Annotated in this window: 14 protein-coding genes; 1 reads left to right on the top strand and 13 read right to left on the bottom strand. The window is 56.4% G+C overall.

What is annotated here, in order from left to right; translation table 11 throughout:
• Positions 1–183: 183 nt before the first annotated feature.
• From K5Y32_RS01770 to sdhC, 4 genes are read right to left on the bottom strand one after another with little or no spacing between them, the layout of a single operon-like run.
• Positions 184–900 carry a succinate dehydrogenase iron-sulfur subunit gene (locus K5Y32_RS01770; RefSeq protein WP_007890649.1) on the bottom strand — a complete coding sequence of 239 codons (717 nt, stop codon included), beginning with the start codon at positions 898–900 and terminating at the stop codon, positions 184–186.
• Between the two features lie 14 nt (positions 901–914).
• Positions 915–2,681 (bottom strand): succinate dehydrogenase flavoprotein subunit, encoded by a 1,767-nt coding sequence (gene sdhA / locus K5Y32_RS01765; RefSeq protein ID WP_101763217.1) that lies wholly within the window; start codon positions 2,679–2,681, stop codon positions 915–917.
• Complete coding sequence (sdhD, locus tag K5Y32_RS01760) at positions 2,682–3,029, bottom strand: succinate dehydrogenase membrane anchor subunit (protein ID WP_049850912.1); 348 nt, start codon at positions 3,027–3,029, stop codon at positions 2,682–2,684.
• Positions 3,023–3,454: a succinate dehydrogenase cytochrome b556 subunit gene (gene sdhC, locus K5Y32_RS01755; protein WP_168197448.1), complete on the bottom strand. Its 432-nt coding sequence runs from the start codon at positions 3,452–3,454 to the stop codon at positions 3,023–3,025. Before sdhC ends, sdhD begins: the two co-directional genes overlap by 7 nt.
• 594 nt (positions 3,455–4,048) lie before the next feature.
• On the opposite strand from sdhC, the gene K5Y32_RS01750 reads away from it, so the two are divergent.
• Complete coding sequence (locus tag K5Y32_RS01750) at positions 4,049–5,332, top strand: citrate synthase (RefSeq protein WP_008107361.1); 1,284 nt, start codon at positions 4,049–4,051, stop codon at positions 5,330–5,332.
• 36 nt (positions 5,333–5,368) lie between these two features.
• Here K5Y32_RS01750 and nei read toward each other — a convergent pair whose 3' ends face one another.
• From nei to phrB, 9 genes are all read right to left on the bottom strand, one after another.
• Complete coding sequence (gene nei / locus K5Y32_RS01745; RefSeq protein WP_222181646.1) at positions 5,369–6,157, bottom strand: endonuclease VIII; 789 nt, start codon at positions 6,155–6,157, stop codon at positions 5,369–5,371.
• 11 nt (positions 6,158–6,168) lie between these two features.
• Positions 6,169–6,816 (bottom strand): pyroglutamyl-peptidase I, encoded by a 648-nt coding sequence (pcp, locus tag K5Y32_RS01740; RefSeq protein ID WP_101763220.1) that lies wholly within the window; start codon positions 6,814–6,816, stop codon positions 6,169–6,171.
• A 7-nt stretch (positions 6,817–6,823) separates the two neighbouring features.
• Positions 6,824–7,840: a DUF979 domain-containing protein gene (locus K5Y32_RS01735; protein ID WP_222181645.1), complete on the bottom strand. Its 1,017-nt coding sequence runs from the start codon at positions 7,838–7,840 to the stop codon at positions 6,824–6,826.
• Positions 7,840–8,568 carry a DUF969 domain-containing protein gene (locus K5Y32_RS01730; RefSeq protein WP_137385379.1) on the bottom strand — a complete coding sequence of 243 codons (729 nt, stop codon included), beginning with the start codon at positions 8,566–8,568 and terminating at the stop codon, positions 7,840–7,842. The genes K5Y32_RS01735 and K5Y32_RS01730 overlap by 1 nt, the downstream gene beginning before the upstream one ends.
• 59 nt (positions 8,569–8,627) lie before the next feature.
• Positions 8,628–9,365, bottom strand: coding sequence for a 5-oxoprolinase subunit PxpA (pxpA, locus tag K5Y32_RS01725; protein WP_101763223.1), 738 nt, complete (start codon positions 9,363–9,365; stop codon positions 8,628–8,630).
• Entirely contained in the window at positions 9,355–10,287 is a 933-nt protein-coding gene (gene pxpC, locus K5Y32_RS01720) for a 5-oxoprolinase subunit PxpC (protein ID WP_101763224.1), read from the bottom strand. The genes pxpA and pxpC overlap by 11 nt, the downstream gene beginning before the upstream one ends.
• Positions 10,281–10,937 (bottom strand): 5-oxoprolinase subunit PxpB, encoded by a 657-nt coding sequence (pxpB, locus tag K5Y32_RS01715; RefSeq protein WP_222181644.1) that lies wholly within the window; start codon positions 10,935–10,937, stop codon positions 10,281–10,283. The genes pxpC and pxpB overlap by 7 nt, the downstream gene beginning before the upstream one ends.
• Positions 10,938–11,110: 173 nt before the next feature.
• On the bottom strand, positions 11,111–11,854 hold the full coding sequence (locus tag K5Y32_RS01710) for a type 2 GTP cyclohydrolase I (protein ID WP_222181643.1): 744 nt from the start codon (positions 11,852–11,854) through the stop codon (positions 11,111–11,113).
• Positions 11,855–11,872: 18 nt separating this feature from the next.
• Entirely contained in the window at positions 11,873–13,300 is a 1,428-nt protein-coding gene (gene phrB / locus K5Y32_RS01705; RefSeq protein ID WP_222181642.1) for a deoxyribodipyrimidine photo-lyase, read from the bottom strand.
• Positions 13,301–13,305: the final 5 nt, after the last annotated feature.

The raw sequence follows: 13,305 nt of genomic DNA, 5'->3' as shown, positions 1-13,305 counted from the left end.
CTTTTTATGAGGTTTCATTTTTTACCGCTTACGCGGCTTGCCGTAGTGAGTTCAGCGATACGAACCTGTGCGCTACCGGCGCCTGGCTCGTAAGGGAACCTTTATAAGCGTGGTCAGCACCGCGCTTATAGAGGCTTCCGTAAACATCCGGGAACCCAGGTTCCCGGAGAGTGACTTTTTCTGTTACGCCCCGCGTTGCAGCAGCATCGACTTAATATGGCCGATGGCGCGCGTTGGGTTTAGGCCTTTCGGGCACACGCTCACACAGTTCATGATGCTGTGACAGCGGAAAACACTGAAAGCATCGTTGAGATTGTCGAGACGCGCATTGGTTTCCGTGTCGCGGCTGTCGATCAGGAAACGGTAAGCGGCCAGCAGGCCAGCCGGACCGACAAACTTGTCTGGATTCCACCAGAACGACGGGCACGACGTTGAGCAACAGGCGCAGAGAATACACTCATACAAACCGTCCAGATGCTCACGCTCGGCTGGGCTCTGTAAATGCTCGCGCGCCGGTGGATTTTCCCCATTATTCAACAGGAAAGGCTTAATCTTCTCATACTGTGCATAGAATTGTCCCATGTCTACCACGAGGTCGCGGATCACCGGCAAACCTGGCAGTGGACGGATAACAATTTTCTTCGAACCGTTGCCCAGCGCAGAGATCGGCGTGATACACGCCAGACCATTTTTACCGTTCATGTTCAGACCATCTGAACCGCACACGCCTTCACGGCAAGAGCGACGGAAAGCCAGCGTAGGGTCTTTCTCTTTCAGACGGATCAGCGCATCCAACAGCATCATGTCGCGACCATCTTCCGACTCCAGGGTGTACTCCTGCATACGCGGCTTGGCATCGACTTCCGGGTTGTAACGATAGATTGAAAATTCGAGTCTCATGATGATCTCCGCAATTAGTAGGTACGCGCTTTCGGCGGGAAGGCCGCACGCAGTTTCGGTTGCATGTTCACCTCACGGCGCGTCATGCTTTCCGTCTGCGGAACATAGAGACTGTGGCACAGCCAGTTTTCATCATCGCGGTCCGGGAAGTCGAAGCGGCTATGTGCGCCACGGCTTTCGGTACGGAAGTTGGCGGCAACAGCGGTGGCGTAAGCGGTTTCCATCAGGTTATCCAGCTCAAGACACTCGATACGCTGGGTGTTGAAGTCTGGCGAACGGTCATCAAGACGCGCTGATTTCAGACGCTCACGAATCACTTTCAGCTCTTCCAGACCTTCACGCATCGCATCGCCATCGCGGAACACCGAGAAGTTGTTCTGCATGCAGCGCTGCAGCGCTTTACGGATTTCGACAGGATCTTCACCGGTGGTGTTATTTTCCCAGCGGTTGAAGCGCGCCATCGCTGCATCGATATTTTCCGGCGTGGCTTCACGCAGTTCGCCCTGCTCTTCAATACACTCCAGCAGATGCACACCAGCTGCGCGACCGAACACCACCAGATCGAGCAGCGAGTTGCCGCCGAGGCGGTTAGCGCCATGAACCGATACGCAGGCGATTTCGCCGACGGCGAACAGACCCGGAATCACCTCATCCTGGCCCTGCTCATTCACGCGCAGCGCCTGACCAGTCACTTTGGTCGGCACGCCGCCCATCATGTAGTGGCAGGTTGGGATCACTGGAATCGGTTCTTTAATTGGGTCGACGTGGGCAAAGGTACGCGACAGCTCAAGGATGCCCGGCAGACGCGACTCCAGCACTTCGGCACCGAGATGGTCGAGTTTCAGTTTAATGTGCGGACCCCAGGGGCCATCGCAACCGCGACCTTCACGGATTTCCACCATCATCGAACGCGCAACCACATCACGACCCGCCAGATCTTTGGCGTTCGGCGCATAACGTTCCATGAAGCGTTCACCGTGCTTATTCAGCAGGTAACCACCTTCACCACGGCAACCTTCAGTAACCAGCACGCCCGCACCGGCAATACCGGTTGGGTGGAACTGCCACATTTCCATATCCTGCACCGGCACGCCGGCGCGCAGCGCCATGCCAACGCCATCACCGGTGTTGATGTGGGCATTAGTGGTGGACTGGTAAATACGGCCCGCGCCGCCGGTCGCCAGAATAGTTGCCTTGGCTTTGAAATAGACGGTTTCGCCGGTTTCCATGCAGATAGCCGTACAGCCGACAATCGCGCCGTCTTCGTTTTTCACCAGATCCAGCGCATACCATTCGGAGAAGATGGTGGTTTTGTTTTTCAGGTTCTGCTGATACAGCGTATGCAGCAAGGCGTGGCCGGTACGGTCGGCCGCAGCTGCGGTACGCGCCGCCTGCTCACCGCCGAAATTCTTCGACTGACCACCAAACGGACGCTGATACACCCGGCCGTCATCCAGACGGGAGAACGGCAATCCCATGTGTTCCAGTTCCAGAATCGCTTCCGGGCCGACATGACACATATATTCGATCGCGTCCTGGTCGCCGATAAAGTCGGAACCTTTGACGGTGTCGTACATGTGCCATTCCCAGTTATCGTCATGGGTGTTACCCAGCGCAACGGTAATACCGCCCTGCGCCGATACGGTATGGGAACGGGTTGGGAATACTTTGGATAACAGGGCACAAGTCTGGCCCGATTGGGAGATTTGCAGAGCGGCGCGCATTCCTGCGCCACCCGCGCCGATCACCACGGCATCAAATTCTCTGACTGGCAAACTCATTTACACACCCCACACAACAACGGTTCCATAAATCGCATATGACAACAGCGCAACCACAATCACAAACTGCAGCAACAAACGGGTTGCAACAGGTTTCACGTAGTCAGTCAGCACCTGCCACATTCCAATCCAGCCGTGGATCAGAATCGAGAACAGCGTCAACATGGTGAACACTTTCGTGAAGGCGGACGAGAAGAAGCCATGCCAGACGTCATACGTCAGCGTGCCTGTCATCACGACAAAACCGAGGATGTAGAGAATGTAGAGCGTAATTAAGATTGCAGCAGCACGCAGTAACAGCCAGTCATGGATACCGTTGCGTCCTAATGCAGAAGCATTGCTTACCATACGAGGACTCCAGCCAAAATTGAGAGCACGACAGTGATAACAAAAGCCGCTTGCGCGGAACGGGTTCCCACCTGCAGGGTTTCTGCTGTTACACCAAAATCAGCCAACATATGGCGAATACCGCTCACAGCGTGATACGCCAGCGCAGTTAAAATGCCCCACATGATGAATTTGGCGAAGAAGCTATCCATGATGGATGCCGCTTGCTGGAAACCTTCTGGAGAGGAGAGAGAGAGACCCAGTAACCAGAGCAGAATTCCGAGAGCGACAAAGGTGATCACGCCGGAGACGCGGTGGAGAATGGACGATATTGCAGTAACGGGAAACCGGATCGTCGAGAGATCCAAGTTAACAGGTCTTTGTTTTTTCACGGTTTTGCCCACACAGCTCTTTTTTATTTTGCTTCCTCCGGTCCTGAGTTGCATCAGAGACACAGCGTGTGTTCAGACTGCAACCGCCACCAAAATAGCAACATCCAGTGTTAAATAAAGCGGGTAAAACGCTGGGTGGCTCCTGGTGTCAGGGTGTTCCGGAGACCTGGCCGCAGTATAGGAGGATCACATTCTGATTACAATTCCCCTACAATCTCTTTGGTCACATTTAGGCTGAACAGTGATCACCTTCACGAATTTCACAATTTATACATTTTTAATTATCTGATTTGACAAAGAATCAACATTTCAGTTACAAACAATCGCATTAAAGCCCTATGATGCACAAAAGTTATGGGGATACACTTTCCCCTAAGCTCAAGTTATGTAACATTGCCAATACAAGTTATATAAAGCATCAGGTTATTGGTTACCAAGAAGTTATGTCGTGACAGGAACTTTAACATCCTCGATGTGCAGCATGTCATGCCCCGATGCCACCGAATGGCCCAGCTCAGCATTCACTCTGTAACCCTGCACGCCCAACGTTACCGCAGAGTGATGCTGGGAAGATTGTGGTTTTATGCAACATGGAGGCTATTCTGGTGTCTAAGATCCTTACCTTAAAGGCGCTATGGAGACGAAATAATGACAGATAAAAAAGTGACGCTAACCCTACAAGATAATACTTCTGTTGAACTGGACGTGATGCAAGGCACGCTGGGACAAGATGTAGTTGATGTCCGCGCCCTTGGCTCACAAGGCCTGTTCACCTTCGATCCCGGCTTCACCTCTACGGCGTCCTGCGAATCTAAAATCACCTTTATTGATGGTGACGAAGGTATTCTGTTACACCGCGGTTTCCCGATTGATCAGCTGGCAACCCACTCAAACTATCTTGAAGTGTGTTACATCCTGCTGAATGGCGAAGCCCCAACCCAAGCCCAGTTTGAAGAGTTCCGCACCACCGTTACTCGCCACACCATGATTCACGAGCAAATCACCCGACTGTTCCACGGCTTCCGCCGCGATTCGCATCCAATGGCAGTAATGTGTGGTGTGACCGGTGCGCTGGCAGCGTTTTATCACGACTCCTTGGACGTTAACATTGAACGTCACCGTGAAATCGCTGCATTCCGTCTGCTGTCGAAAATGCCGACCATGGCAGCGATGTGCTACAAGTACTCGATTGGTCAGCCGTTTGTGTATCCGCGCAACGACCTCTCCTATGCCGGTAACTTCCTGCATATGATGTTCGCCACGCCGTGCGAAGAGTACAAAGTGAATCCAGTGCTGGAACGCGCGATGGACCGTATTCTGATTCTGCACGCCGACCATGAGCAGAACGCGTCAACCTCTACCGTCCGTACCGCAGGCTCTTCAGGCGCGAACCCGTTTGCCTGTATCGCCGCCGGTATCGCTTCACTGTGGGGACCGGCGCACGGCGGTGCCAACGAAGCGACACTGCGCATGCTGGAAGAGATCAGCACCGTCGATCACATCCCTGAATTTGTTAAACGTGCGAAAGATAAGAACGATTCGTTCCGTCTGATGGGCTTTGGCCACCGCGTCTACAAAAACTACGATCCACGTGCCACCGTGATGCGCGATACCTGTCACGAAGTGCTGAACGAACTGGGCATGAAGGATGATCTGCTGGAAGTGGCGATGGAGCTGGAACACATCGCGCTGAACGACCCGTACTTCATCGAGCGTAAACTCTATCCAAACGTCGATTTCTATTCAGGCATCATCCTGAAAGCGATGGGCATTCCGTCTTCCATGTTTACCGTTATCTTCGCGATGGCGCGTACCGTGGGCTGGATTGCACACTGGAAAGAGATGCACGACGAAGGCATGAAAATCGCCCGTCCGCGTCAGCTGTATACCGGTTACACCGAGCGTCCATTCACCTCGGCGCTGGATAAATAAGAGAAAGGCGGCCATCTGGCCGCCTTATTTATAGCGCTACAACTGGCATCCCGGGCACCAGTAAAACGGCCGCGATGACAGCACGCCCTTCTCAATCACCGCGCCGCACCGCCGGCACTTTTTCCCCTGCCGATGAAACACCTCGAAGCGAAACGCTGCTTCTTCATGATACTTCTTCATGCTGCCACGCATCTCGTATGACAAACGCGGCACCGCCAGCATCGCCTCACTTAACGCCGTCAGCTGCTGTTCGCTGAGGTCCTGCGCCCAATGCGACGCCAGCAATCCGGCATGCCACAAAATTTCCACGCGCAGATAATTGCCGAGGCCGGCTAAAAAGGCCTGATCAAGCAGCAAGCCGCTGAACTGGCGACGACGAAAACGCGGCGACAGCAAACGCTCGCGCACCTCTTCCACTGTTAAGCTGGCATCCAGCACATCCGGGCCCACGCGCTGCAAAAACGGATGCGCTGCTAAGGTATCGGCGTTGAGCAGCTCAATATCCGAGGCGCTATACAGCAAAATGGTTTTATCCGCCGTCGCGAGTCGCACGCGCAGCTGACGTGTGGTATTCGGCTGCGTACCGGTTGGCACCACGCGCCACACGCCATACAGCTGATTGTGGCTGTAGAGCGTCAAACCGTTGGAGAAGTGGGTGAGCAGCGCTTTACCGCGCGTTTCGAAGGCGTTGATGGTGGCATCCATCAGCGCCGGTTCGTAGGTTTTCAGCTGTGGAAAGGCAAACCACACATCGGTAAGGGGTTTGCCGACCATTGCCTCTGCCAGTTGATCCGCCGCGCGGCGGATCTCCGGTCCCTCAGGCATAACAACTCCTTTTAATGCGTAGCGCCACCGACGACGCGGATATCATTTTCGGTACTCAGGATCACCTGCAGCGAGGTTTCCAGCGCCTGAATCACGCTTGCAGTCGCCATGCTGGCCACGCCGGGATGGTGCACCGCTTGTTCCGGCATATACGGGATATGAACAAAACCGCCGCGCGCCTTGCTGTTGGTGGTGTGGATCCAGTGCAGCAGGCTGTACATCACGTGGTTACAGGTGAAGGTGCCGGCGGTTTGCGATACCGAGGCCGGCACACCCACTTCACGCAGCGCGGCAACCATCGCTTTGATCGGCAGCGTGGAGAAATAAGCCGCCGGGCCATCCGCCTCGATGGGCTGATCGATCGGTTGCTGCTGGTTGTTATCCGGTATGCGCGCGTCATCCACGTTGATCGCAACGCGTTCAACCGTAATATCGGCGCGGCCGCCGGCTTGCCCGACGCACAACACGCGATCGGGTTGAATCTCCTCCAGCGCGCGCGTCAGCACTTCACCGCAGGTGGCAAACACCACCGGCAGCTGGCGGACCACAATGCGCGCACCGGCGATCTCTTTGCCGTCAAAAGTGCGCACCGCTTCCCATGAAGGGTTGATGTTTTCGCCACCAAAGGGCTCAAACGCCGTCATTAACACCGTTTTCATTGCAACCTCACAAGAACATCAGGAAGTAGAGCAGGAAAATATTCACTACCAACAGTAGCACACCGGTTGGCACCTGAGCCTTGATCACCGCGTTGCGGTCCGGCAGCTCCAGCAGGCGTGCTGGTACGATGTTGAAGTTGGCCGCCATCGGCGTCATCAGCGTGCCGCAATAGCCGGAGAACATCCCAATCGCCGCCATTACCGCTGGATTGCCGCCGTGCTGCAGTACCAGAATCGGAATACCAATGCCGGCGGTCACAATCGGGAAGGCAGCAAACGCATTGCCCATCACCATGGTCAGCAATGCCATGCCACCCGCATATACCGCGACGGCAATCAGGCGATTATCCACCGCCAGATATTGTTCAGTGAGGTGCGAAATCGCCGTGCCGACACCGGCGCTGGTGAACAGCAGGCCAAGCGTGGCCAGAATCTGCGGCAGAATAAACGCCCAACCCACCGCATCCAGCAGGCGACGGGTTTCCTGCATCGACTGCAGCGGCTTTTCATGGGTGATTTTCAACGCGATCAACCAGCCCAGCAGGCAGCCAATCATCATGGAGAACAGCGTCACCAGCGTGGCGTGATTGCCGGGACCAAACACCCTGTCCTGCAAACCGGGAATATGGTTAAACGCCAGCACACCAATCACCGTCACCAGTGGAATCGCCAGCGCTGGCAGGAACAGTTTGTTGTGCAGACGTTTGGCACTCTCCTGTTTCTGCTCATCGCTGCGCTGATGATAACGACCCAGACGCACGCCGCCGAAACCAGCAATCAACGCCATCAATACCACGGCCACGCCCACGCCGATATGCAACCAGCGGCGGCCGAGTTCGGCATCGCCCGCCCATTGTCCCATCAGCTGATAAGCACCGTCGCCAATCAGAAAAATCAGGCCATACAGTGCCCAGAACAGACCGGTGGTAAAACGGCGCGGGTTAGCGCTGTCACGCCATGAAAGCACGGCAACCACCAGCAGGATTACCCCTGCCAGCCACATCAAATATTGTTGCTGGAACATTACTTCGCTCCTTTGGCGTTCAGCGCCTGCTGGTTTAACGCGCCCAATTCACGCGACAGCTGGCGATCGAGACGCACCAGACGAGCTGAATGAATGAGGAAAGCACAGAGCGCGGTAGGAATGCCCCACAGCGCGATATGCAGCGGTTCGGTGCTGATACCGGCAGATTCCTGCATAAAGTTATGCATGAAGATAATCGCGCCAAAGGCAACGAAGATATCCTCGCCAAAGAACAGACCGACGTTATCGGTCGCTGCAGACATGGCGCGCAGACGATGGCGCACCTCTGGCGGGACATCACCGTAGCGGTTTTCTGTGGCACCTTCGGCCATCGGCGCCAGCAGCGGACGCACCATTTGCGGATGCCCGCCCAGGCTGGTTAAGCCCAGCGCGGCGGTGGCTTCACGCACAAACAGGTAGACGATCAGCAAGCGGCCGGCGGTGGCGGTTTTGATCTGCGCAATCCAGCTTTGCGCCCGCTCTTTCAGGCCATGACGCTCCAGCAAACCGATAACAGCCAGCGGCAGCAGCAGAATCAGCGGCAGATTACGCGTATTGAGGAAGCCAGAGCCGAGTTTTTCCAGAATGTCTGCCAGCGGCAGATGCGCCGCCAGCCCGGTGACGAAGCCCGCCACAATCACCACCAGCACCGGGTTAAAGCGCAGCACAAAACCCAGAATGATGGCGGCAATGCCCAGCAGCGGCCAGAGGTTTACCACGTTATCCATGTTGTTCCCTTATGTGAAAAGACAAAGCCCGGCGTGATGCCGGGCAATGAGTAAAAACGTTATGCGCTGGTGACCGCAATCTGACTGGTCGCAAATGCCGCGCGCAGCGTGCGGGCGAACTGCAGCGCATGTGCGCCATCACCATGTAAACAGACGGTTTCGGCGTTAACCTTGACCCATTCTCCGCTGATGCTCTGCACCTGACGCTGCTGCACCATCGCCAGCGTTTGCGCCAGCGCCTGTTCGGCATCTTCAATCATCGCTTGCGGCTGGCTGCGTGGCACTAACGCCCCGCTCGCCAGATAGCCGCGATCGGCAAACACCTCTTCGCGGGTGCGCAGACCATGATGCGCCGCCGCCGCAATCGACGCGCTGCCCGCCAATCCGACCAGAATCAATCCGCTATCCACGGCTTTTACCGCGCGCGCGATGGCATCCGCCAGTTGCGGATCGCCCGCCGCCTGGTTGTACAGCATGCCGTGCGGCTTGACGTGTACCAGCCGTTCGCCTTCGCTCTCGGCAATGCTTTTCAGCGCACCAATCTGGTAGATCATCTGCGCATACACCGTTTCCGGCGGCAGCTGCATAGCGGTACGGCCAAAGTTTTCCCGATCGGGGAAACTCGGATGCGCGCCAATCGCCACGCCAGACGCTTTCGCCCAGCGCACCGATTGCAGCATGGTTTGCGCATCACCAGCGTGGAAGCCGCAGGCGATATTGGCTGAACTCACCAGCGTCAGCAGCTCCCGATCGCTGGCGCTGCCTTCGCCGAGATCGGCGTTAAGATCAATCTTCATGGGCCAATCCCCAGGCTATTTGGTCGAAGGAACGCTGTTGATGCTGTTTGGCGTGAATCGCGTCTTCCAGCGTGCAGTGGATAAAGTGAATCGGTTCGCCGAGACGAATTTGCGCCAGATGATAAAGATCGGCTTCGATGATGCAGGCAATGCGCGGATAGCCGCCGGTGGTTTGTGCATCCGCCATCAACACAATCGGTTGACCATTGGGCGGCACCTGTACCACGCCGGGCACTAAACCGTGCGACAGCAAATCGCGCGTTGCATCGCGATGCAGTTGACGTCCCTGCAGGCGATAACCCATGCGATTACTTTGCGGACTGAGCTTCCACGGGCTGCGCCAGAAACCCTGCTGGGCCTCACGCGAGAACTCGTTATATTCCGGGCCCGCTAAGGCGCGGATGCGGTTGCCCCACAGCAGTTGACGCACGCCGGCTTTATCTTTGAAGTCGCGCGTCGGTTTACCCAACGGCAGCTCGTCGCCATCCTGCAGTTTACGTCCCTGCCAGCCGCCAAAAGCTGCCTTGAGATCGGTACTGACCGAACCGAGCATGTCCGGCACGGCAAAACCACCGTTGACCGCCAGATAACTGCGCATGCCGCGCGTTGGCGTTGCCAGCGTCAGCACCTGCCCTTTTTTCACCGGCAGACGCCAGCCGGTCCAGACCGGTTTGCCATCCAGATCGGCATTGCAGCCCGCGCCCGTCAACGCAAACCAGCCATCACGGGTAAACTGCGTTTTAAATTGTCCCAGCACTATTTCCAGCACCGCGCTCTGCTCGGGGTTGCCCACCAGCATATTGGCGGTGCGCATTGCCGGTTGATCGAGCGCGCCGCCCACGCTGATGCCATATTGGCGGAAGCCGGTGCGGCCGTGGTCTTGCAGCGAGGTCATCATGCCCGCGCGGAGAATTTTCAACATACGCCCTCCTGCTGCGGCACAAAACGCACGCTATCGCCGGGGCGTAACAGTGTCGGCGGATGCTGAAGCGGGTCGAACAGGCTGAGCGGCGTATGGCCAATCAGTTGCCAGCCGCCGGGCGCGGCTAAGGGATAGATGCCGGTTTGGCTGCCGCCGATGCCCACCGAGCCGCTCGGCACCAGTACGCGCGGTTCAGCGCGGCGCGGCGTGTGTAAACGCTCATCCAGGCCACCGAGATAAGGAAAACCAGGCTGAAAGCCGATAAAATAGACCACGTAATCGATGCTGCTGTGCAGTTCTACCGCTTGCCTGGGCGTCATGTTGGCGCGTTCCGCCACCTCCTGCAGATCCGGCCCGCCTGCGCCGCCGTACACAACTGGAATCTCGACGCGGCGCGATTCCGGCAGCTGCGCTTCGCTCTCTTCCCACCAACGCTGTAAACGCTCAATCGCGTCCAATGCATTGCGTTGCGGATCGCGCAGCAGCAACGTCAGGTTGTTCATGCCAGGAATCACTTCCTCAACCTGCTCGTTTTGCTGCAGTCGCTGACACAATCCCCAGATGCGCTGCTGGCTGGTCAACGAAACCGGTGGCTCCAGTTCCAGCACCACCGCGCGCTCACCTAGCAGATAACAACGTGCTCGTTGCAAAAACAACCTCCTGGTAAAAGTCTTCATGTCGCAGAACGAATGTTGCAGGATCGCCATTCATAGCGAACGAACTTCTCGTTTATGCGTAAAGGCCATAAGTTATGCGAAAGTGACAGAGATGTGTCAACAGATTTGCGCCCTTAACGCAGGTTAAGGGCGTGAGAGGGGAGAAATCAGGCCGGATTGTCGATGTCGATAAAGGTCACATCAAGGCCATGATGGGCAGCTAACCATTCGCCCAGCGCCTTGATGCCGCCGCGTTCGGTCGCGTGGTGTCCGGCGGCATAGAAGTGCAAACCTTGTTCGCGCGCGCTGTGGATGGTTTGCTCGGAGACTTCGCCGGTAATAAAGGCATCGACGCCAAAGGCTGCCGCGCTATCGATAAAGCCCTGACCGCCGCCGCTGCACCAGGCAACGCGCTTGATCAATGCCGGCGCGTTATCACCACAGTGCAGCGGTGTGCGACCTAAACGTTGGGCAATTTTTTCCGCCAGCGCCGCGCCACTCAGTGGTTGTGCCAGCTCGCCCCACGGCACCAGCGGCTGAATCTCGCCTTTCACTGCAATATCAAACAGACGCGCCAGCTGCGCGTTATTACCCAACTCCGGATGGGCATCCAGCGGCAGATGCCAGCCATACAAATTGATATCATTGGCCAGCAGCGTGCGCAGACGCTGGCGCTTCATGCCTTTAATCACCGGCGCTTCGCTTTTCCAGAAGTAACCGTGATGCACCAGCACCGCATCGGCGTTGCGCTTCACCGCCTCGTCCAGCAGCGCCTGACACGCGGTTACGCCAGTGATGATGGTTTTCACCTCGGCGCGCCCTTCCACCTGCAAACCGTTCGGCGCGTAATCGCTGAAGGCGCTGTTATTCAGCTGCTGGTTAACGATCTGTTCTAACTCGACATTATTCATTACGGCTCCCTGACCGCCTTAAGCCGCGCTGCGAGCGCGCTCAAAGGCGTCTAGTGTCTTTTTACGTGCGTCCTTATGTTCTACGATTGGCGCGGGATAATCGAGTTTCTTGTTATTTTTCTGCGCCCACACTTGCGGCTGATGGATATCGCTGTCGGGCACGTCGCTGAGTTCCGGCAGCCACTGACGAATAAACTCGCCCTGTTTATCGAAGCGCTCGCCCTGCGTGGTGGGATTGAAGATACGAAAATAGGGCGCGGCATCGGTGCCAGTTGACGCGGCCCACTGCCAGCCGCCATTGTTGGCGGCCAGATCGCCATCGATCAGCTGCTGCATGAAATAACGCTCACCTTCACGCCAGTCGATCAGCAGATCCTTCACCAGGAAACTGGCGGTAATCATGCGCAAGCGATTATGCATCCAGCCGAGAGTGTTGAGCTGGCGCATCGCCGCATCAACAATCGGATAACCGGTTTTGCCCTGTTGCCAGGCTGTGAGATGTGCGTCGTTTCGCTGCCAATCCACGTTGCGCGTCCAGTCAACAAACGGCTGATGCTTACATAGCGCCGGAAACGCCACCATCAGATGACGATAGAATTCGCGCCAGATCAGTTCGTTCAGCCAGGTAAAGGCCTTGCCCTCGTTAAGCGCATCGGGATGCTCTTTGAGCACGCGATGAAGACATTGGCGCGGCGACAGCACGCCAATCGCCAGATAGGCCGATAACCGGCTGGTACCGTCAATGGCCGGCAAATCACGTTGATCCGGATAATGTTGCACCGCCTGTTTGGCGAAGTGGCGCAGCTGTTTTAATGCGGCCTCTTCACCCGCCGGAAACACGGTTTCATCAAAGGCTTCACAGGGATAATCAAAGGCGGGGATCTTCTTTTTGATACTGATGGGCGCGCCGTCACGCGCTTTCGGCGCGTGATAGCACTCAGGCAAGCCCTGGTGCAGGCGACGAACAAAAGCTCTGCTGAACGGCGTGAATACCTTGAACATGGTGTTGCTGCCGGTTTGCACGCTGCCCGGCGGCAACAGCAGGCTGTCGTCGAATCCCTGACAAATCACGCTCTGCGCATCCAGACGTTTCTCCGCCTGCACATCGCGTTCTCGTTCGTTGATTTCGTACTGATAGTTGTAGAACAGCGCATCAACCCGTTGCTGTTGGCAAAATTCCGCCAGATAATCAATCGAAGCGGCAAAGTCATCACACTGATGGTAGTGCAAAGGAATGCCGCGTTCGGCCAGCGATGCCTGCAACAAACTGAGATTTTGCTGGATGAACGCCGCCTGCTTTGGCGCCATATGGTGCTGCTGCCACTGCTGCGGTGTAGCGATAAACAGCGCCATCACATTGGCCTGGCTATCGCGGCAGGCAGCGGCCAGCGCCATGTTGTCATTGATGCGCAGATCGTTGCGCAACCAAACTAAATGGGTGGTCATAAAGC

The sequence above is a fragment of the Pantoea sp. DY-15 genome, from assembly GCF_019795935.1.
Taxonomy (GTDB): domain Bacteria; phylum Pseudomonadota; class Gammaproteobacteria; order Enterobacterales; family Enterobacteriaceae; genus Pantoea; species Pantoea leporis.
The sequence above is the reverse complement of the archived record's forward strand: the minus strand, read 5'-3'. Positions and strand labels throughout refer to the sequence as shown.

Bases quoted from the DNA above. Each gene is read 5' to 3' on its own strand.
- pxpC (WP_101763224.1), bottom strand. From the start codon at position 10,287: ATGTTGAAAATTCTCCGCGCGGGCATGATGACCTCGCTGCAAGACCAC.
- K5Y32_RS01750 (WP_008107361.1), top strand. From the start codon at position 4,049: ATGACAGATAAAAAAGTGACGCTAACCCTACAAGATAATACTTCTGTT.
- phrB (WP_222181642.1), bottom strand. From the start codon at position 13,300: ATGACCACCCATTTAGTTTGGTTGCGCAACGATCTGCGCATCAATGAC.
- K5Y32_RS01710 (WP_222181643.1), bottom strand. From the start codon at position 11,854: ATGAATAATGTCGAGTTAGAACAGATCGTTAACCAGCAGCTGAATAAC.
- pxpA (WP_101763223.1), bottom strand. From the start codon at position 9,365: ATGAAGATTGATCTTAACGCCGATCTCGGCGAAGGCAGCGCCAGCGAT.
- K5Y32_RS01735 (WP_222181645.1), bottom strand. From the start codon at position 7,840: ATGTTCCAGCAACAATATTTGATGTGGCTGGCAGGGGTAATCCTGCTG.
- sdhC (WP_168197448.1), bottom strand. From the start codon at position 3,454: ATGCAACTCAGGACCGGAGGAAGCAAAATAAAAAAGAGCTGTGTGGGC.
- K5Y32_RS01770 (WP_007890649.1), bottom strand. From the start codon at position 900: ATGAGACTCGAATTTTCAATCTATCGTTACAACCCGGAAGTCGATGCC.
- pcp (WP_101763220.1), bottom strand. From the start codon at position 6,816: ATGAAAACGGTGTTAATGACGGCGTTTGAGCCCTTTGGTGGCGAAAAC.
- nei (WP_222181646.1), bottom strand. From the start codon at position 6,157: ATGCCTGAGGGACCGGAGATCCGCCGCGCGGCGGATCAACTGGCAGAG.
- sdhD (WP_049850912.1), bottom strand. From the start codon at position 3,029: ATGGTAAGCAATGCTTCTGCATTAGGACGCAACGGTATCCATGACTGG.
- sdhA (WP_101763217.1), bottom strand. From the start codon at position 2,681: ATGAGTTTGCCAGTCAGAGAATTTGATGCCGTGGTGATCGGCGCGGGT.
- K5Y32_RS01730 (WP_137385379.1), bottom strand. From the start codon at position 8,568: ATGGATAACGTGGTAAACCTCTGGCCGCTGCTGGGCATTGCCGCCATC.